The sequence below is a fragment of the Actinomadura syzygii genome (assembly GCF_008085905.1).
Classification (GTDB): Bacteria; Actinomycetota; Actinomycetes; order Streptosporangiales; family Streptosporangiaceae; genus Spirillospora; species Spirillospora syzygii.
Genome location: NZ_VSFF01000001.1, coordinates 203,158 through 222,250, shown reverse-complemented (window position 1 = coordinate 222,250; position 19,093 = coordinate 203,158). Strand labels below are relative to the sequence as shown.

21 protein-coding genes are annotated in these 19,093 nt (G+C 70.2%); 16 read left to right on the top strand and 5 right to left on the bottom strand.

Going from position 1 to position 19,093, the window contains the following annotated elements; all coding sequences use genetic code 11:
- Positions 1-34 precede the first annotated feature (34 nt).
- Positions 35-403, top strand: coding sequence for a DUF485 domain-containing protein (locus FXF65_RS01225; protein WP_148347648.1), 369 nt, complete (start codon positions 35-37; stop codon positions 401-403).
- Positions 400-2,010: a solute symporter family protein gene (locus tag FXF65_RS01220; protein ID WP_148347647.1), complete on the top strand. Its 1,611-nt coding sequence runs from the start codon at positions 400-402 to the stop codon at positions 2,008-2,010. Before FXF65_RS01225 ends, FXF65_RS01220 begins: the two co-directional genes overlap by 4 nt.
- 173 nt (positions 2,011-2,183) lie before the next feature.
- On the opposite strand, the gene FXF65_RS01215 is transcribed toward FXF65_RS01220, so the two are convergent.
- The 3 genes from FXF65_RS01215 to FXF65_RS01205 all read right to left on the bottom strand — a co-directional run bounded on the left by FXF65_RS01215 (position 2,184) and on the right by FXF65_RS01205 (position 3,178).
- A complete protein-coding gene (locus tag FXF65_RS01215; protein ID WP_246198340.1) occupies positions 2,184-2,399 on the bottom strand; it encodes a helix-turn-helix domain-containing protein in 216 nt (71 codons plus the stop codon).
- 96 nt (positions 2,400-2,495) lie between these two features.
- The gene (locus FXF65_RS01210) at positions 2,496-2,888 is read right to left on the bottom strand and encodes a hypothetical protein (RefSeq protein ID WP_148347645.1); all 393 of its coding nucleotides are present in this window, start codon (positions 2,886-2,888) and stop codon (positions 2,496-2,498) included.
- Complete coding sequence (locus tag FXF65_RS01205) at positions 2,885-3,178, bottom strand: hypothetical protein (protein ID WP_148347644.1); 294 nt, start codon at positions 3,176-3,178, stop codon at positions 2,885-2,887. Before FXF65_RS01205 ends, FXF65_RS01210 begins: the two co-directional genes overlap by 4 nt.
- Positions 3,179-3,382: 204 nt before the next feature.
- On the opposite strand from FXF65_RS01205, the gene FXF65_RS01200 reads away from it, so the two are divergent.
- Genes FXF65_RS01200 through FXF65_RS01190 form a run of 3 tightly spaced genes read left to right on the top strand, consistent with a single transcriptional unit; the run spans position 3,383 to position 5,574 of the window.
- A complete protein-coding gene (locus FXF65_RS01200; RefSeq protein WP_148347643.1) occupies positions 3,383-3,841 on the top strand; it encodes a DNA-processing protein DprA in 459 nt (152 codons plus the stop codon).
- A 23-nt stretch (positions 3,842-3,864) separates the two neighbouring features.
- Positions 3,865-5,220, top strand: a complete 1,356-nt coding sequence (locus tag FXF65_RS01195; protein WP_148347642.1) for an NsdA family TPR-like regulatory protein — start codon at positions 3,865-3,867, stop codon at positions 5,218-5,220.
- A 33-nt stretch (positions 5,221-5,253) separates the two neighbouring features.
- A complete protein-coding gene (locus FXF65_RS01190) occupies positions 5,254-5,574 on the top strand; it encodes a hypothetical protein (RefSeq protein WP_148347641.1) in 321 nt (106 codons plus the stop codon).
- Positions 5,575-5,598: 24 nt separating this feature from the next.
- Here the strand turns inward: FXF65_RS01190 and FXF65_RS01185 are convergent, their stop codons facing one another.
- On the bottom strand, positions 5,599-6,099 hold the full coding sequence (locus tag FXF65_RS01185) for a DUF7161 family protein (RefSeq protein WP_148347640.1): 501 nt from the start codon (positions 6,097-6,099) through the stop codon (positions 5,599-5,601).
- A 255-nt stretch (positions 6,100-6,354) separates the two neighbouring features.
- Here FXF65_RS01185 and FXF65_RS01180 point away from each other — a divergent pair, with 255 nt between their 5' ends.
- The 4 genes from FXF65_RS01180 to FXF65_RS01170 are packed head-to-tail and all read left to right on the top strand — an operon-like array spanning position 6,355 to position 9,773.
- Positions 6,355-6,585, top strand: coding sequence for a hypothetical protein (locus FXF65_RS01180; RefSeq protein WP_148347639.1), 231 nt, complete (start codon positions 6,355-6,357; stop codon positions 6,583-6,585).
- Positions 6,586-6,637: 52 nt separating this feature from the next.
- A complete protein-coding gene (locus FXF65_RS43405) occupies positions 6,638-6,796 on the top strand; it encodes a hypothetical protein (protein WP_187412013.1) in 159 nt (52 codons plus the stop codon).
- Between the two features lie 27 nt (positions 6,797-6,823).
- Positions 6,824-8,167, top strand: coding sequence for a DUF2201 family putative metallopeptidase (locus tag FXF65_RS01175; protein WP_246198290.1), 1,344 nt, complete (start codon positions 6,824-6,826; stop codon positions 8,165-8,167).
- Positions 8,168-8,186: 19 nt separating this feature from the next.
- On the top strand, positions 8,187-9,773 hold the full coding sequence (locus tag FXF65_RS01170; protein ID WP_148347637.1) for a hypothetical protein: 1,587 nt from the start codon (positions 8,187-8,189) through the stop codon (positions 9,771-9,773).
- Here the strand turns inward: FXF65_RS01170 and FXF65_RS01165 are convergent.
- The gene (locus tag FXF65_RS01165) at positions 9,763-11,166 is read right to left on the bottom strand and encodes an SDR family NAD(P)-dependent oxidoreductase (protein WP_246198289.1); all 1,404 of its coding nucleotides are present in this window, start codon (positions 11,164-11,166) and stop codon (positions 9,763-9,765) included. The genes FXF65_RS01170 and FXF65_RS01165 overlap by 11 nt on opposite strands.
- Here FXF65_RS01165 and FXF65_RS01160 point away from each other — a divergent pair.
- The 7 genes from FXF65_RS01160 to FXF65_RS01130 all read left to right on the top strand — a co-directional run bounded on the left by FXF65_RS01160 (position 11,080) and on the right by FXF65_RS01130 (position 19,042).
- Entirely contained in the window at positions 11,080-12,855 is a 1,776-nt protein-coding gene (locus FXF65_RS01160; protein WP_148347636.1) for an AAA family ATPase, read from the top strand. The genes FXF65_RS01165 and FXF65_RS01160 overlap by 87 nt on opposite strands.
- Positions 12,856-12,921: 66 nt before the next feature.
- Positions 12,922-14,466 carry an ABC transporter substrate-binding protein gene (locus tag FXF65_RS01155; RefSeq protein ID WP_246198288.1) on the top strand — a complete coding sequence of 515 codons (1,545 nt, stop codon included), beginning with the start codon at positions 12,922-12,924 and terminating at the stop codon, positions 14,464-14,466.
- Between the two features lie 3 nt (positions 14,467-14,469).
- Positions 14,470-15,417 carry an ABC transporter permease gene (locus tag FXF65_RS01150; protein ID WP_148347634.1) on the top strand — a complete coding sequence of 316 codons (948 nt, stop codon included), beginning with the start codon at positions 14,470-14,472 and terminating at the stop codon, positions 15,415-15,417.
- Entirely contained in the window at positions 15,414-16,217 is an 804-nt protein-coding gene (locus FXF65_RS01145; protein WP_148347633.1) for an ABC transporter permease, read from the top strand. Before FXF65_RS01150 ends, FXF65_RS01145 begins: the two co-directional genes overlap by 4 nt.
- Positions 16,214-17,716, top strand: a complete 1,503-nt coding sequence (locus FXF65_RS01140; RefSeq protein ID WP_148347632.1) for an ABC transporter ATP-binding protein — start codon at positions 16,214-16,216, stop codon at positions 17,714-17,716. The genes FXF65_RS01145 and FXF65_RS01140 overlap by 4 nt, the downstream gene beginning before the upstream one ends.
- The gene (locus FXF65_RS01135) at positions 17,713-18,498 is read left to right on the top strand and encodes a class I SAM-dependent methyltransferase (protein ID WP_222868305.1); all 786 of its coding nucleotides are present in this window, start codon (positions 17,713-17,715) and stop codon (positions 18,496-18,498) included. Before FXF65_RS01140 ends, FXF65_RS01135 begins: the two co-directional genes overlap by 4 nt.
- Positions 18,499-18,568: 70 nt before the next feature.
- A complete protein-coding gene (locus FXF65_RS01130) occupies positions 18,569-19,042 on the top strand; it encodes a PGPGW domain-containing protein (protein WP_222868304.1) in 474 nt (157 codons plus the stop codon).
- Positions 19,043-19,093 lie beyond the last annotated feature (51 nt).

Here is a 19,093-nt window from a genome sequence, read left to right as displayed (position 1 = left end):
CGCGTGACCGGGGTCACAACACAGGAGGGTGGTCGTGTCCTTCGAAAAGAACGCCGCCGGTACCGTTTACGAACGGTTCCAGAGCAGCGCGGAGTTCCAGGATCTTCGCCGCAAGTTCCGCCGTTTCGTATTCCCGATGACCGCCGCCTTCCTCGCCTGGTACCTGCTCTACGTCGTCATGTCCGGATGGGCGCGCGGCTTCATGGGCAAGGAGCTGTTCGGCTCCATCAACGTCGCGCTGGTGTTCGGCCTGCTCCAGTTCGTGTCCACGTTCCTCATCGCGTGGCTGTACGCGCGGCACGCCGGCCGCAGCCTCGACCCGGCCGCCGACCGGATCCGCGCCGCCGTGGAAGCGTCCGGCTCCGGCGACGCCGACGCGCCTGAAACGGAGGTGGCTCGATGAGCGACGAGAACCTGTCGATCACCCTGTTCCTGGTCTTCATCGGCATCACGCTGGTCATCACCGTGTGGGCGAGCAGGAACACCAAGGACGCCACCGACTTCTACGCGGGCGGACGCTCGTTCTCCGGCGCGCAGAACGGTCTCGCGATCGGCGGCGACTACATGTCCGCCGCGTCGTTCCTCGGCATCGCCGGGCTCATCGCCCTGAACGGCTACGACGGCTTCCTGTACTCGATCGGGTTCCTGGTCGCGTGGCTCGTCGCACTGCTGCTCGTCGCCGAACTGCTCCGCAACTCGGGCCGGTTCACGATGGCGGACGTGCTGGCGTTCCGGATGAGCCCGCGTCCCGTCCGCACCGCCGCCGGCGTCTCCACCATCGTCGTGTCGATCTTCTACCTGCTGGCGCAGATGGTCGGCGCGGGCGCGCTCGTCTCGCTGCTGTTCGGGTTCAGCAGCGACTTCGCGAAGGGCGCCACGATCGCGCTCGTCGGCGTCCTGATGATCGTGTACGTGGTGTTCGGCGGGATGAAGGGCACCACCTGGGTCCAGATCGTCAAGGCCGTCCTGCTGATGACCGGCGCCATCCTCATCACGCTGCTCGTCCTCGGCCACTTCAACTTCAACCTGTCGTCCCTGCTGGACGACGCCGCCGGGCAGAGCGGCAAGGGCAGCGCGTTCCTGGAGCCGGGCCTGCGCTACGGCACCGAGGCCCAGGGCCTCGAGGGCAAGCTCGACCTGATCAGCCTCGGGCTCGCCCTCGTCCTCGGGACGGCCGGACTGCCGCACATCCTGATCCGCTTCTACACCGTCCCGACGTCCCGCGACGCCCGCAAGTCGGTGCTCTGGGGCATCGGCATCATCGGCGTGTTCTACCTGCTGACCCTCGTCCTCGGCTTCGGCGCCGCCGCGCTCGTCGGCAGCAAGGCGATCGCCAAGGAGAACCCGGCGGGCAACACGGCCGCACCACAGCTCGCCGAGAAGATCGGCGACATCGTGTTCGGCAGCGCGGGCGGCACCATCCTGCTAGCGGTCATCGCGGCGGTCGCGTTCGCGACGATCCTCGCCGTCGTGTCCGGGCTGACGCTCGCGTCCTCGTCGTCCTTCTCGCACGACCTGTACGCGCACGTGTTCCGCAGGGGCAAGGCCACCGAGCGGGACGAGGTCCGCGTCGCGCGCATCTCCGCGTTCGTCATCGGCGCGGTCGCGATCGTCCTCGGCATCTACGCGCAGCGCCTGAACGTCGCGTTCCTCGTCGCCCTGGCCTTCGCGGTCGCCGCGTCCGGGAACCTGCCCGCGATCCTCTACAGCCTGTTCTGGAGACGCTTCAACACCACGGGCGCCGTCGCCGCGATCTACGGCGGCCTCGGCTCCGCGATCTTCCTGGTCGCGTTCTCCCCGGTCGTCTCCGGCACGCCGAAGGCCCTGTTCACCGACGTGGACTTCCACTGGTTCCCGCTGGAGAACCCGGGCATCGTCTCCATCCCGTTCGGCTTCCTCTGCGGCTTCCTCGGCACCCTCCTCAGCAAGGAGCACAACGCCGAGAAGTACGCGGAGATCGAGGTCCGCTCCCTCACCGGAGCGGGCGCGGAGGCTGCCACCGATCATTGAGCCCTTCCGTCCACCGTGTGCCCGGAGCCTGCCCCGCACAGGCTCCGGAGACGCGAAGACTCAATGACCTGCCGCGCGGGCATCCCCCCGCCCACCGCGGCCGCGGCCCCGTCCCCACCCCTAGGGACGGGGCCGCCCCCTTCCCGGCGTCTTCCCAGCCGCCCGCGCCACGGTCAGATACCCAGTTCCCGGCCGAGTTCAGCGAGCTCGTCGGCAGCGGCGCGATTCTTCGCCTCGGACTCCCGCTTGTAGGCCATGAGGTTGTCGTACCTGATGCGCCGGTGCCGATACGGGATCGTCCCCTCCTCCAGCAGCCCGATCAAGTAAGCCTGGGAGACGTTCAGCAGGTCCGCGGCTTGCTGGGTCGTCAGCTCGGCGTGCGATGGCATCACCGACACATCCATTCGCAGTATGCGAAGCAAACGCAAGTTCTTAGTGGTGGGGACGGCGCGGCGTGTGGGGGGTACCGCCGTGCCGTCCCCGGTCTAAGGGTTGGCCGCGCCGAGGGTTGTGGCGACGAGGGCGGCCGCTCGTTCGGGGTCGGGGCCGAGGCGGGTGTCTTTGTGGGGGCCGTTGTGCCAGGTGTAGGACGTGCCGTCCCAGCGGATGAGCCAGGGCCCCGCGTCGCGGTAGGTGACGGTGACGCGGGTCAGGCCCGCCTCCTCGTCCAGGACGGGGGCCGCCGCGATCTGCGGGGCACACCTGCGGACGGCCGCGTGGAGCCGCTCAGCGGGGCCGAAGTCCTCGAACATGTCTCTCCGGTGGTCAGGTGGCGATGAGGCCGTGGACGGCAGCGCGTAGCCGCCCGCCCTGCCCCTTCCGACGATGCCGGGGGAGCGTCGCGCCAGTTCGGCGTCGATGCGCTCGACGTCCGTCACTGCTCGTCCCGGTGCAGGTAGCCGAGGATGAAGACGGCGGCGTCGGTGACACGTCCGGCCTCGGCGATCGGCTCGTTCCAGGACGTGAAGAACCACGGCCGCCCGCCGTCCTCGACACGGGTGCGGCAGTTGATGACGTCGGACGGGATGGGGACGTCCTCGCAGCAGCCGGGAGTGCCGGCGTTCTCGACGCGCAGCCCGCGGGAGGTCAGCTCAACGTCCAGCCTTCGCGCTGAAAGATGCGCTCCCAACGCCGCGAGCCGGTCATCAGAAACCGTACGATCTGCCATAGCCAGGACCTCTTTTCCTGGTCAGGCCCCGGGCTAGCGGCGCTGCAACGCCGTCCGGGGCCGTTTATTTCAGGTGACGGGCGCTCACCGGCCGGTTCGGAGTCGGCTGTGCGGTAAGTGGCTTGGTGAGTCCTTCGACGTGATCGAGTGAACTGGGCTTGTCGCCGAGAGGCGAGATGACATCTGGTGACACGAGGACGGGGAATGCCGCAGGCTGTGACGATCACCGGTACGCGCTCAACCGGTCATCGCGTGTTGCGCGAGTATCGGGCTGTTTTCGATGAGTATGTCCGGCCGTTCGCGCGGCCTGGCGTTCGCTTTCATCTCGGGGGCGCGTCCGGCATCGACTCGCTCGCGCTGCGTTGGCTTGCGGACGAGACGGAGGCCGAACTCGTGGTCATCGCTCCGGGCAGGCTCACTGAACAGCCGAAGGACGCTCAGGACGCGGTCGCGGGCGTCCGCGCCGGCGGTCGTCTCGCTGAGTTGGTCGAGCTCGGTGGCTCACTGAACACTGAGGGCTATTTCACGCGCAATCGCTGGATGGTCGACCGCAGCGGGTTCGTCATCGGCTTCCCGTTGAAAGGCACGACGTCCAGCGGCACCTGGTACACCATTGATTACGCGGCAAACCAGCACAAACCGCGATTGATAATGCCGGTTTAGGATTCCGGTGATGTACTGCCAGGGTGGACGGACAACGCAAGGCCGGAGCCCGCATCCTTCGGCGTTTACGGATCACCCGTGGCTGGTCGTGGACGGAGTTGGCCGAGCAATTGCGTTCGCAGGCCCGCGTGTTGCGCATCACGCGCATCGACAGCGCGCAGACGGCCAGCATCCGCCGGACGATCGCGCGCTGGGAGTCGGCGGCCAGCGTCCCCGATGAGCAGTACCAGATCCTTCTCGCTCACACCTATGCGCGAACGCCCGCCGGATTGACGGCGCTCGGCGGCGGCTCGGACTTTCGTGAGCTACTGGAAGCGCTGGCCCTCCTCGGCATGCCGTCCCAGCGGATTGACGAGTTGACCGCATCGGTTGCGATCGCCGTCACCGACATGGGCACGAATTTGTTGGCCTTCTTAGGGCCGACGATGCGGGCCGACATGGCGGGCGTCCTCGCTGGAAAGGCGTCATTGAGCCTCTCGGTTCTCGAAGCGCTTGCCGAGACGAGTGAGGCGGTGGACGCGCAGATCGGCGCGATACCGTTCGTGCGGCTCCATCTCGCCCAAGCGGCCCTGGTGGACGTGTGCCGCCTTCTGCTGATGAGCGATCCGCCTGCCGCGTTGCGCTCGCGGCTCCGGGCGGTCGCCGCACGCGCGTTCGCCCTGGCTGCCCGTCTGGCATTCGAGACGGGCGATGATGCTGCCGCATTGAACTTGTACGAGGAGGCCGTGGCCGCAGTCGAGGAGACCGACCTCGCGCGGCGGGCTCTGATCCGTTCAAGCCAGACCATGGTCGTGTATTACTCCACCGGCGATATCGGCCGCGCCCGTCGAATCGCCGCCGCCGCTGTTCAGGACGCCCGCCGTGGTGACAGCGTCCTCATGCGAGCGCGGGCGCACGCCCTGCAAGCGGAGATGGCGGCCCGTGGGGAATTCCCTCAGGCGCGTCGTGCCCGTACGGCGCTGTACGAGGCATGGCACGATTTGGAGGTCGATACGGTCGGCGACCCGATGGCGGCGTCGTTCAGCAAGGTCCGGCTACGCGGCTTCGAGGGCGTGTGCGAAATCTTCCTCGGAGAGGCGGAGGCCGCCGAACGCCGGTTGGCGAAGTCCGCCGAGGAATTGGCGAGCCCGCGAGAGCGGGTTCAGCGCGCGATCGTCCTGACAGATCGCGCGGTCGCGCGGCTGCGCACGTCCGGCCCCGGCGCTCCGGAGGCCGCGGCCGAGCAACTGCACGAGTGCGTGGACCTCGTCGCGGCCACGAAGGGCCGGGTGGCGGCTCAGCGGTTGCGGCACGCACGTCTGGAACTGCGGCCATGGCGACGCGAGTCCTTCGTGGCCGACTTGGACGACCATATCCACGCAACAATGATCGGCATCTGAACGAGGCTTCCGGCAGTGTGGGGTGGGTGCCAGTTGCGGTGGTTCCGAAGCTACTGGGATGAAGACGACATCTGGTTCTACTTCGAGGTCGGCGCCGACGACTGGGTGACCCGGCAGGTCGAATTGCAAGGCATCGACCGCACGCCGATCGCCGCCGCCTCGCTGGCCGAAGCGCTGCAAGCCCGTGAAGGCGGCACCTACGCCGCCTACGCCGCAACCTACGGAGAGACGGCAGGACTGCCCGTCAGCCAATGGGAGGGCCACAACCCAATGCCGCTCACCAAGGCCGAGTTCGAGGACATCTGGACGACTGCCCGTCAAATCCTTGAGGCTCCGCACCTGCCCGAACTCTGACCTGTGCTGCCGGACACCTGGCGGCTACGTTTCGGGTTGGTTTTGTTCGGCTTCTAGGTGGTCGGCTAGGGCGGCGCGTTCGGATTGGTGGCGGTGGAGGAGGGTGGCGCTGTAGGTCGTCCAGGCTTCTTCTTGGGGCTCGGTCATTTGACCATTGTGGAGTTCGGATTCTACGTCTGGGTGGGTTCCTAGGAATTCCGTGAAGAGTTGGCCCATTTCTATGCTGTGGCGTCGGTTGAGGGCTATGCGGCGGGGGTCCATTCCTTTCGGGGGCGGGGTTTCGGCTAGTGCTAGTTGGTCGTATACGACTAGGGCTGTGTGGGCGGGGTCGTTTGGTGGGTGGACTCTTAGGGTGTGGTGGGGGTTTGGCTCGTCGTCGAGGATGATTACGGTTTTGGTTCCGGGTGGGAGGTCGGCGGGCCAGTCGGTTTCGTCGGTGGGTTCGTCTACGAGGACGTGGGCGAGCTTCCCGCGCAGGCCCTTCGCGTTGTAGGGGAGCGGCTTTCGGTTCTGGTCGTTGCTCATGTGGGCTCTCCCTCGTGGGTTCGGGAATTCTATTCGCGTTGTGGGGACGGGGTTCCCGCGGGTGTGGTTTCATGATCAAATATGGGGATGCGAGTCGGTGGCGGCGTTGTCCTGCTGGTCGTCGGGGGCTTTCTGGCCGGGTGCGGCGGTGGGGGCGAGGAGCCCGCCTCTGGGGCCGTGCCACCTGCTGCGCCTTCGCCTGCGCAGGCGGCTGAGGTCGGGTTCCGAGGGTGCTTGCAGGGCAAGGGGATCCGGTTGCCCGAGGACGAGCGGGACGGCGACAAGGACGAGCAGATGCGGACGGCGATCGAGGGATGTGCCTCGCTTCTGGGTGCGGGGGAGGCCGCTCGGATTCCCGTGGTGGCGGGGAGCGCGTTTCAGAAATGCCTCGGGCGGCATGGCGTGAAGGTTCCTTCGGCGGGTGAATGGCTGCGGCTCAATCCGGGTGAGGATCCTGTGTTGGCGGCGGCGCTAAGGCGGTGCTGAGGGCTGGGAAATCGGCCGTGCGGAATGGGGGCGGGGGATGCATGATGGGGGCATGAGCGATGATCGGCATGAAGGCGACCGGTGGCGGACGCTGCCGCCGCGGACCCCATTGGACGAGTTGGTGGCCGGGCAGGAGGTTCCGCCCAAGCCGCAGGTGATCGCAGATCCGAGCAGTACGGAGGTCGACGAGGCCCTGCGGTATCCGGTCTGACCCATGGCCTTCGGGGACGGACGCCGGATGAGGGCACCGGTCGTCGAACTGGGTGATCGGCGGGCGCTGGAGGCGTGGCGGCCCGCCGATGACGGTGTGGTCGAGGCGGCGCGGCGGCTGAAAGAGCGGGCGCTGCTGGAAATGGGGATGAGCCACAGCGCCATCGCGTCATGGCTTTACAGCAAATGCCATCACCAGATTCCTACGACGGCCCTGGAGACCGCGGCCGTGGTCGCGTCTGGGGACGGGGCATGCCTGCTTCTCTACAACCCCGAGTTCTTCGTGGCCATTGGGGCCGAGGGTGTCAGGTTCGTGCTGTTCCATGAGGCGCGGCATCTCGTTCAGCGGCATCTGTTCGCCGATGCCGACCTGCGGAGCGATCCGGTTTTCACGGTGGCGTGCGAGGTCACCGTGAACCATGTCGCGCTGATGCGGCTGGGCGGCGGGCTGCCCGAGGTGGACGGGAGACCGGTCGGGATCTCGCCGTCGAAGGTCTACGGCGGCTATGTCGAGGATCTGCGTGGTCAAGGGCTCGATCCGGTTCGGTTCGAGGAATGGATCGAGACCGACATGAGCGTCTACCGGGAATTGCGGAGGATGCGTCGGCCGCCGAGGGCTGGGGACGCGGTGTGTGTCCATGTTCTCGTTGACGTTCTCGACCAGGAGACTGTGGAGAGGATCGGGAACGACGTCCTGCGGAGCGTGCTCATCGCGGCGCGGCGGGGCGACCGGGCGGCTAAAGAGGAGCTGCTCGAACTGCTGCGGAGAACGGAAGGCGGGGGCGAGGGCGTCGACCGGATCTGGGGTGACCTCGGGGCGCACGCGCTGCGCGGGGTCACGCAGTCGACGCGGCGGGTGGAATGGTGGCAGCGCTGGCTCGTGGACGTTCTCGCGTCGAAACTCCGGGAGGGCGAGCGGCTCGTCTATCCGAAGAAGCGCGGGGCGGTGCTCGCCGCGCTCGGGCATGAGCCGATGCTCGCGCGGCGCGGCCCGGAGCGGGTGAAGACGCTGGTCATCGCGCTGGACACGTCCGGTTCTATTCCGGCGGGCGTCGTCGACTGGCTGAGCGGGCTCGTCGGACGCATCGACGGGGTCGAGACGGAATGGCTTTCCTTCGACGCGGCGGTGAACCCGTTCCGGCCCGGGGAGCCCATGTACGGCGGCGGCGGGACGGACTTCGGCGCCATCCAGCGGCATGTCGAAACGAAGGACCAATCCCCGGACGCTGTCATCGTGGTCACCGACGGATATGCCGACCCGATCCGCCCGGCGGAGCCGGAGAAATGGATCTGGCTGATCACACCCGGTGGGGACGAATGGCCGGAGCGGCGGGATCCGCCGATGGCGTGTCATCGCGTCCGGCCCGCGTGAGTCGCTACGGTCATGGCTCATGGCCCCCCAACGCAGGTCCTGGAAGACCGTTCGCGCCCGCAATATCGCCCGCTGCACGGCGGGACTGCTGCGGTTCGCGACGCCCGGCGAGGTCGATGAACTGCTCGGGCACCTCTCGGACAGCCGGGTCAGGCATGCGACGGCAAGTCACGGGATGCCCAACCGGGTCGTGATCGAGGCGCTGCTGAGGCGCGGCCGGACGGCCGACCTCGACCTGCTGATCCAGCACGCCCTGCTGGTCGGGGACCCGCCGTCCCTGCTCGGACGCCTCCTCGACCTGGACGATCCCGAGGTCAACGCGACCCTGCTGACCGCGGAGAGCGCCCTCGCCGGGATCCCGCGCAACCTGCGCCGCCAGCTCGCGCGGCAGACCTCGCGCCGGGACGGCGTCACGCCCGTCCCGCTGCCGGCGTCGTTCCGGGACGACCTGTTCCCTCTGCACGGCGGAGCTCTCGATCACGCGCTGCTTTACGCGGCCGATCCTGAGCTGGCGGGAAGTGCACTGCGATTTCTCGGAGCGGGCGCCGATCCGCATGGCGCAGTCTGGGCCTGCCTGACACTTCTCGATTCCGGCCGCGCGCATGAAGTGCGGCAGCTCGTCGACGATGCGCGCCTTCCCGCGTTCCGATGGGGGCCCGGCGAATCGGAACCGAGTGTGCTCGCCTATGCGCAGGCCGCATTGCAAAGCGGGGAGGGGCGGGAACGGCTGCGGGAACTGTCGGGACGGGTGCGGCGTCCTGAATTCCTGCAGTCGGTGGCCGAGATCGCGGACGCGGGCGGTTGCGAGCCTTGGCAGGACGCGCAGCCGCTCGTTCGCACGGTGGTGAATCGGCGTCATCCGTGCATTCCGCGCGTCGACTGGGACGCGGTGTGCGCCGACCAAAGCCCCATCCCGGCAAGGGCGGCGCGGTTCATCGTGAAGCGGACCGACGTGCCGCTCGCGCTGATCCGGAGGGTCGTCGCCGAATATCCCGAGCTGGCCGTCTTCATCAGCGACCCCGCGCCCGAAGTGCTCCGGGATCTCTGCGGGCAGGGCGCGCGTCCAGGCGCGGACGTCCTCCTCAAGGTCGTCGGAAACGGTTTCGTCGCCGGGACGATCGACGCCGCCTTCGTGGTCGAGACCGTCCCGGAAGAGGTGCTGCGGACGGTCGCCGACTCGCTCTGGCTCCCCGGAATCCGCGGAACCGCCCAGGTCAGGGCGCTACTCCACAGGGACGGCGATATCGAACTGTCCCCGCCGTTCCTGGAGGAGACCGGCCACGGCCGTACCCGCCGCCTGCGCGAGCCGGGCGTCCCGAACCATTGGAATCCCGAACTCGCCTACGGCCCAGAAGCCCTGAAACTGTTCCGCGACCGCCCGCGCGTCACAGCCGACGAAGTGCTCGCCGTGGCTCAACCAGACGAACTGCTGGCCCCGAACAAGGGCCTTCCCGACCCGCGGGTGCTGCGCCGTCTCGCCGAGCACATCGATAGGCACATCGGCGGACGTCCCGAAGCCTGGCTGGTGGCGCTCAAACTGCTGGAGGACGGTTTCGTCGGCACCCTCCCCGAACTGTTCGCGACCGCCGGAGCCGTCACCAGTTGACGACCTCGAAATCCTTCAACAGGCAGCCGTGCGGCGGATTCCCGTCGCTTTCTCCACGCACGATCGGGTCGTAGACCCGAGCGGCGGCGTCGACGGCGTCCAGCGGCGGACGGAAACCGGCGGCGGCACGCCGTGCCTTGTCCGGTTCCGGCTGCTGGTCGGTGAACCAGCCCGGATCGACGCTCGTCATGTAAACGCCGTGCGACGCGAGTTCGGACGCCGCCGTCCGCGTCAACATGTTCAGCGCCGCCTTCGCCATATTCGTGTGCGGGTGCTCGGCGCCCTTGTAGACGCGGTCGAACTGCCCTTCAACGGCCGACACGTTCACCACGTACCGACGCGGATGCTGCGAAAGTTCCAGCAACGGGCGCAGTCGTCCCACCAGCAGGAAAGGCGCCGTCACATTGATGAGCTGCGCCTCCAGCAATTCCACCGGATCGACCTCGTGCACCAGGCGCGTCCAGGAATTGACCGGGGACGGGTCGGGCAGCAGGCCCGCGACGTCCACCGCGCCCACGGCCACCGGCAGCGCGGGTGCGGGAAGCGCGGCCAGGCCCTCGCCCGCCAGCAGCGGCGCGTACGACTCGGGCGGATGGCGGAGCGTCTGCGCCGCGAGGTTCACCAGAATGTCCAACGGCCCGCCCTCCGCCACCAGCGAATCGCACCACCGGACGACCGCCGGGACGTCCCGCAGATCCATCCCGGTAATGGTGAGCTGATCATGCCACTCGTCGCGGTCGGGCACTTCCGCGAACCGCCGCTGCGCGTCTGCCGGGAAGCGCGTCAACGCGGTCACGGCCGCGCCGTCCCGCAGCATTTTCAGCACCAGCTCGAAACCGGCGCGGATTCGGCCACCGGTGACGATGGCGCGGCGTCCCGTCAGATCGGTGCGCGCGTTCCGGTGACGGCGATGTTCCGCCGCGCACGGCGGGCACAGCCGGTGGTAAAAGGCGTCCACCTCACCGAAATGCGCCTTGCACACGTAGCAGGAGCGGAGCCCACCAGACGGCGTCCTCGACGGCACGACCTCGACCAACGAAACGGAATCAACCCGGTCCACCGGCTGACCCGCCAGAATCGTCGCGTCCTCGGCGGCGCGCCGCCGCCGGGCAGCCGCCCGGTCGCGCTCCCGGACCCGCTTTCCGAACGCGCTGACCGCCATCCGCACCCGCTCCAGGTCGGGATCACCCTCGGGCGCGTCCGCCATTTCCTTCAGGACGCGCAAGCAGATCCCCACCTCGTCGTCGCGCATGGGGGCCATTAAATCGGGTGATCCCCGACGTCCCGTACCGGTGTACTTGATCGCATGAGCATGCCGGACGGGCCGCGCCTCGCCCGCTTCATCGACACCATGATCGACCTGGGCATCACCGGGCAGGTCTTCGGCGAGCACGGAATCGGGAAGACGTCCACGTTCTTCAGCCATGTCCGGCGCCGCCGCGAGGACACGGCGCTCGTCTACGTCCCCGCCGCGAACCTCACCCCGGACGACCTGCTCGTCAACGCGCCCGTCCGCCAGAACAACGGCGAGCTGGTCCTGAAACAGCTCATCATGCGGCAACTCAAGCCCGGAAAGCCATTCGTCCTGCTGATCGACGACTCGCTCCAGGCCGGGACGACGCTCCAGTCGCAGCTCATGCAGATCGCCTGCGACTGGACACTCGGCGAACACGACCTGCGCGAACTCGGCTGCATCGGCGTTTTCCTCACCGACAACGAGTCGCTGACCGAGACCGCCGCCCGCCGCACCGACCTCGCCATTCTGGACAGAATGGCGACGCTCCGGGTCACGGCGGCCGACACCGCGTGGCGGGCCGCACTGTCCCGCAAATTCCGGGGCGTGGACCTGACCGGCGTGTTCCGAATATGGGCGTCGCTACCCGCCGAGTTGCGCCGAGCGCTGTCGCCGCGCACGCTGGAGCACGTCATCGACTGCGGCCTCGCCGGATTCCCGCTGGCTTGGGGCCTGCCGCTGGTGGACGGCCACCGGCTGCCCCTCGCCGTCCCGACCCCGGACGGCAAACCCGGCGAAGACCAGGCCCCCGACATCCTCGGACGCGTAGCCGCCGAACTGCGCCGCGCGGGCGCCGACGTGCCGAACCCGCCGCACATTCCAGACGCCGTCCGCCGGCTGGTAAGGACGGCCATCGAACGCCGCTGGGCGGTGCTCGTCCAAGGCCCGCCCGGATGCGGCAAGACGGAGGTGGTCAAGGAGGTCGTCCGCGACGAACTGGGCATCGACCCGCTCTATTTCTCGCTCCCCGTAACCAATGTCGAAGACCTGTGCGCGCCCGTCCCGACCCTGGACGGCGCCCTCGACAACCTCCTCTCCGCGCCATTCCTGGAGCCCGGAGACAAGGCCATCGTCTGGGACGAGTACAACCGTCCCAAGGACAAGTCCACCTTCGCGCGCCTCATGGAGGTGACGCAGGAATGGTCCCTGGCGGGACGCCGCATCAAGGGCCTGCGCGCCCAGATCGCCTTGCAGAACCCGCCCTACCACCTCGGCCGCAAGCTCCTCGTCTCACGCAACACCATCGCGCAGGCGTCGCGCTTCACCGCGTCCCTGGAAATAGAGCCGGACGACATCCCCGCCAACGAATGGCTCATCTCCCAGTACGGGCCGGTGGCGGAGACCGTCCTCGAATGGTGGAAGAACGACATCGACGACGAGGGCCGCCAATGGATGACCAAGCGCACCCTTGAGCGCCTGATCCGCCTCCACGGCAGCGGCCTTCCCCTGGACATCGCGAAGGTCTACCTGGGCGACGGCGAGTACGCGCCCGTTCCGCTCGCCGATCTGGAGTCGCGGCTCGCCCTCCGCCAGGTCACCGGCCTGCGCGAGCTGGCCGCCGATCTCGACGGCTGGACGGCCCGGCTCCGCGCCGCCGGGCCGGAGGGCTCGGACGCGACCGACGTCGTGCACCGCGTCCTCGCCAACGCCGAGTTGTCGCAGCTCCGCGCACACGCGGAGACCGCCGCGCGGCTGGCCCCGCTGCTGCCGCCCAAGCTCAAGGCCACCTACCTGTTCGGCGCCGACCCCGAGCGCCAGCGCTTCTGGACGAACCTCTTCACCAGCTGACCTCCGTGTTGCAACTAACTTGCATTTGCGTATTAGATGCGACAAGCGACTCATACGGGGAGGGTGGTGCACGGCGTGCGGGGCGAGAGCACTCGGCGTGGGTTCCTCGGGCTGGCGGGCGGTGCGGCAGGCGCGGTGCTGCTCGGCTCCTGCGCGAAAGGCGGCGAAACAAAGCGTCCGCGCAAGGGCGGGACGGTCCGCGCCGTGTTCCCGGGCGCGGGCGCCAAGGAGACGCTCGACCCGCACGCGCAGCGCCAGTTCGTCGACATCGCCCGGCACAAGGCCGTGTTCGACAAGCTCGTCGAGCTGAACGGGACGCTCCACCCCGTCCCGCGCCTGGCGACGCGCTGGGAGACGAACGCCGAGGCCACGGTCTGGCGCTTCGAGCTGCGCGACGCCGCGTTCCACGACGGCCACCGCCTGGACGCGGACGACGTCCTCTACAGCCTGGCCCGCATCCTCGACCCGGACGCGGCCGACCACAAGGCGAAGTCGTCCCTGTCGATCATCGATCTGCGCAGGTCGCGCGCCATCTCGGGCGGACGCGGCGTCGAACTGGTCCTCAAGCGGCCGAATGCCGAGCTGCCGTCGCTGCTCGCCATGACCGGGACGGCGGTCGTGCGGCGCGGCTACCGCGACCCGTCCCGTCCGGTCGGCACTGGACCGTTCCAGTTTCGCTCCTTCACCGCCGGACGCACGTTCATCGCCCGCCGGTTCGACGACCACTGGGCCGGGCCGCCGCACGTGGACGAACTGCGCATCCTGTCCGCCGAGACCGAAGCGCGGGGGAACGCCGTCCAGGCGGGCGAGGTCGAGTACGCGCACGAGATGTCGCCGACGTTCGCCCGCGTCGTCCGAGGCAATTCCAAGGTGCGGATCGTCGCGACGCCGGGCAGCGGCGCCGAGGGATTCGCGTTGAAGACCGACCGCCCGCCGTTCGACGACCCGGACGCGGCGATGGCGATGAAACTGCTCGCCGACCGCGAGAAACTCGTGAACACCGTCCTCGGCGGAAAGGGCGAACTCGGGAACGACATCTTCGGCAGAGGGTTCGAGTACTACCCGGAGAACGTCCCGCAGCGCGGACGGGACGTCGAGGAGGCCCGCCGCCTGCTCCGCAAGTCCGGAGCGCTGAACAAGGAAATCACCTTCTACACCGCCACCATCGCGGACACGTTCGTCGACTCGGCCCACATGTTCGCCGAGCAGGCCGCGGAGGCGGGCCTGCGCATCAAGGTGACGACCGGGCCGCCCGAGAGCTATTTCACCGACATGCTGAAGACGGGCACGATCGGCAGCCACCGCAGCGGCGCGATGCCCATTCCCACCTATCTCAGCGAACGGTTCCTCTCCGACTCCCCGCAGAACGCCACCGCCTGGCACCGTCCCGACTTCGACGAGCAGTTCGTCAAGGCGCAGTCGGAGACCGACGAGAAGAAGCGCACCGAGCTTTACCGCGACGTCCAGCTCCACCTCCGCGACACCGGCGGACTCGTCCTCTGGGGCCACCCCGACTGGCTGAACGCAGTTTCGACAAAACTGCACGGCGTCAAGCCCGCACCGCCGAACACGCTCGAATGGGCGCGGTTCGACACCGTATGGCTCGGGTGACCGGTGGCGCGGCACGCCCTGCGGCGGGTGTCGCTCGCGGTCGTCCAGCTCGCGGCGCTGGCCATCCTGATCTTCCTGCTGACCGCGCTGCTGCCGGGCGACGCGGCCGAGGTCGCGTTCAACGAGCAGGCGAGCCTGGAGCAGGTCGCGCAGCTCAGGACGCAGCTTGGGCTGGACCGTCCGCTCGCCGACCGGTTCGCCGACTGGGCGGGGGCGCTGCTGTCCGGCGACCTCGGGACGTCGCTGATCGGCGGCGAGCCGGTCGGCGGCATCGTCGCCCGCTCGCTCGCGACGACCGCGCTGCTCGCCTGCGTCACCGCCGTGCTCCTCGTGCCGCTCTCGCTCGTCCTCGGCCTGGTCATGGGCCTGCGGGAGGGCGGCCGCCTGGACCGCGCGCTGTCCGCCGTCATGCTCGCGCTGAACTCCGTGCCCGACTTCGTGCTGGCGCTCGTCGCGGTCGCGGTGTTCGCGCTGCGGCTCGGCTGGTTCCCGTCCACCTGGCTGGACGCGGGCGCGGCCGACCTGCTGACCCGGCCCGGCCTGCTCGTCCTGCCGGTCGCCGTGCTCCTCGCCCGGACGGTCTGCCTGCTCGCCCGCCAGTTCCGCGCCGGAACGATCGCCGCGCTGCACGCCGACTACGTCGTCCAGGCGCGGCGGCTCGGCGTGCCGCGCGGACGGCTGGTGCTGCGGCACGTCCTGCCGAACGCGGCGGTGCCGGGCGTCCAGGAACTCGCGCGGACGGGCGACCAGCTCCTCGGCGGCGTGCTGATCGTCGAGGCGGTCTTCGCGATCCCCGGCAGCGCGACCGCGCTGGTGGACGCGGTGCAGGGCCGCGACGTGCCGGTCGTCCAGGCGCTGACGCTGCTGCTCGCGGCGGTCGCGCTCGCGTTCAACGTCGCGGCCGACCTGGTCAGCCACCGGCTCGCGCCGCGTACGGAGGTGCTCCGGTGACGGGCCTGGCGCGCCGCCCCTCGTTCGGGACGGCGACGGCCGCGCTGCTGGTCGCCGTCCCGCTGGCGATCGCCGTGCTGGGGCCGCTCCTCGCGGACGCGGTCACCCCGCCGGACGGCGCGCCCTACACCGTCGGCGACGGGCATCCGCTCGGCACCGACCGGCTCGGCCGCGACGTCCTCGGCCTGCTCCTGCGCGGCGGTCCGAGCGCGCTCGGCGTCGCGTGCTGCGCCGTCGCGCTCGGCTACCTCGCGGGCGCCCCGCTCGGCCTCGCCGCCGCCTCGACCCGGCACCGCTGGCTGGACGAGCTGCTCATGCGCCCGGTCGAGATCCTGCTCCCGATTCCGTCACTGCTCGTCATTAGTGTCGTCGGCGTCGGCTGGCGCGGGCATCCGGAGGCGATCGCGCTGGCGGTCGGGGCGCTGAACGTCCCGGCGGTAGCGCGGCTCGTCCGGGCGGCGGCGCTCGACGCGGCGAGCGGTCCGGTGGCGGAGGCGATGCGGATGCAGGGCGAGTCGCGGGCCCGCGTCCTGTTCGGCTATGTGGGACGCGCCGTCCTGCCGGTCGCCGCCGCCGACGCGGGCACCCGCGTCGGCATGGCCGTGTTCACCGTCGCCGCCGCGAACTTCCTCGGCCTCGGCCTCGAACCGACCTCGCCCGACTGGGGCGTGACGATCGCGGGGAGCCGGGAGGCGCTGCTCGTCCAGCCGTGGGCGGTGGGCGCGCCCGCCGCGCTGCTCGTCATGTTCACGGTCGGGCTCAACCTGCTGTCCGACCGGCTGCTGCGGAGCCGACGATGATCGAGGTCCGGGGGCTCACGGCGCGGACCGGCGGCTCCACGCTGCTGGACGGCGTCGACCTCACCGTCCCGGCGGGCGGCGTGACGGCGCTGGTCGGGCCGTCCGGCAGCGGCAAGACGACCACGGCGCTGGCACTGCTGGGTGAGGCGGCGCCGGGCGTCCGGCTGCGCGGCTCGGTCCGGGTCGGCGGCGTCGCGGTGGTGGACGAAACGGGCGTCACCCGCGAGGCCGCGACGCTGCGCGGACGGACGGTCGCGTACATGCCGCAGCATCCCGGCAGCGCGCTGAACCCGGCCCGCCGGACGGGCGCCGTCCTGCGCGAGCTGGCCGCGCTGCACCGTCCCGGAACGGCGAGGGGAGAGGCCGCGGCGGCGGCGCTCGACCAGGCGCGGCTGCCGTCCGGGCGGGACGTGCCGCGCCGCTTCCCGCACCAGTTCTCCGGCGGGCAGCGGCAGCGCGTCGCGCTCGCGCAGGCGCTGGTCTGCGGGCCGCGCGCCCTCGTCCTGGACGAGCCCGGGACCGGCCTCGACGCCGTCACCCGGATGGGCGTCGCCGACCAGATCGCCGCGCTCGCCCGCGACGGCATGGCCGTCCTCCTGCTCAGCCACGACCACGACCTGGTTCGGACGCTGGCCGAGGACGTCGTCCTCCTCGCGGACGGACGGGTCGCCGGGCAGGGCGCGCCCGCTGAGCTGCTGCCCGTCCGGCCGGCGCCGCCGTGGGAGGGGAGTGCCGCCGGGGAACACCGGCTGACCGTCGACGGGCTCACCGCGTGGCTTCGTCCCGGACGGCGCGGCGAAGTGCTCCATGACGTCGGCCTTTCCCTGGCGGAAGGGGAGTGCGTCGCGGTCGTCGGGACGTCCGGGAGCGGCAAGACGACGCTGGCCCGCTGCGTGGCCGGCCTGCACGAACGCCGCGTCGGACGCATCGCGCTCGACGGCGCCGACCTGCCCCCGCACCGCCGCCGCGACGCGACGCAGAAGCGCCGCGTGCAGTACGTGTGGCAGGAGGTCCGCGGCTCGTTCGACGACCGGCGGACCGTGCTCGACCAGGTCGCCCGGACGGCCGTCCGGCTGCGCGGCCTGTCCCGCGCCGACGCGGCGGAGGAGGCGGTGGAACTTCTCTCCCGGCTCGGCGTCCCGGCGGAGACGGCGCGCCGGACGCCCGCCGCGCTGTCCGGCGGCGAGCTGCAGCGCGCCGCCTTCGCCCGCGCCGCGCTGGCCGGGCCCGACGTGCTGGTCTGCGACGAGATCACCTCCGCGCTGGACGACGACGCCACCCGGCTCGTCCTCGCGGAGATCGGGCGGATGCGCCGGGAGCGGGCCGTGTCCGTGCTGTGGATCGGGCACGACCTGCGCCTCCTGCCCGCCGTCGCGGAGCGGGTCGTCGTCCTCGACGGCGGCCGGATCGCGGCGGCGGGCGACCGGCGGAAGGTGGTCGACCTCGGCGGGAAGGCGTCCCGCCACGAGCTGGAACGACTGAAGGGAACGGACACGTGACCGACACGATCGCGGAGACCGGCTGGCAGTCCTGGCAGAACCGCTGGGACGCCATGCAGGAGTGGTACATGCCCGACCGCGAGGAGCGGTTCCGGGTGATGCTGGAGACGGTGGAGGCGGTCGCGGGGCCGGAGCCGACCGTCCTCGACCTGGCGTGCGGGACGGGCACGATCACCGACCGGCTGCTGCGGCGGCTCCCCGGCGCGCGCAGCACGGGCGTCGACCTCGACCCGGCGCTGCTCGCCATCGCCGAGGGCCATTTCGCGGGCGACGAGCGCGTCGCGTTCGTCACCGCCGACCTCACCGACCCCGGCTGGACGGACGCGCTCCCGCACTTTTCGTACGACGCCGTCGTGACGGCAACCGCGCTGCACTGGTTCGACGCCGAACCGCTGCGGACGCTGTACGGGCAGGTCGCGGGCGTGCTGCGGGACGGCGGCGTCTTCCTCAACGCCGACCACATGACCGACGAGTCCGCGCCCCGGCTGAACGCCGCCGCGACCGCGTTCCACGAGGCCCGCATGAACCGCGAGCAGGCGGCCGGGGCGCTCGACTGGGCGGGCTGGTGGGACGCGGTGGCCGGCGACCCCGTCCTGTCCGGGCCCGCGCGCCACCGCTTCGAGATCTTCGGCGACCCGCGCGCCCCCGGCCACGCCGCCGCGAACCGCGACCGTCCGACCTCGACGCGGTGGCACGCGGACGCCCTCCGCGACCAGGGGTTCAGCGAGGCGCGCCAGGTCTGGTGCTCGCCGAGCGACGCCCTGATGGCGGCGTTGCGCTGACCCGCGAACAGGCCGACTCTTTTCCCGCGACCGGGGGAGGTACGAGGAGCATCCCGCTGGACGATCTAGCGTGGCTACTGCACGGGCGCTGGACGAGCACGCGCGGGGACGCGCCGGACGGAGGCGGAGCATGGGATACGTCAGGCATGCCAGACGCGGCGTGGTGATCGTCGTCGGCGGCTTGGTCCTGCTCGGCGGCGTCGCGCTGCTCGTCCTTCCCGGACCGGGACTGCTGCTGGTGCTCGCGGGCCTGCTCATCCTCGCCCGCGAGTTCCCGGCCGTGGACAAGTACGTCGAACCCGTCCGGGATCGCGCGATCCAGGCGGCGGAGGAGAGCGTCACGTCCTGGTGGAAGCTCACCGGCTCGATCCTGACGGGCCTCGCGCTGCTGGGCGCGGGCGTCGCCTGGGGGCTGGTGGACGAGCTGCCGTTCTCGGGGTGGAGCGCGGGATCGGGCCTCATCCTGTCCGGCATCATCCTCTTCGCGCTGCTGATCTGGAGCCACCGCCGAGTCCGCGCCGCCCGCGCAGCCCGCCGCGCCTGACCTGCCGCGCTTGACCGTCGCGCCTGATCCGGCCATTTCTTGGGCGGAGTT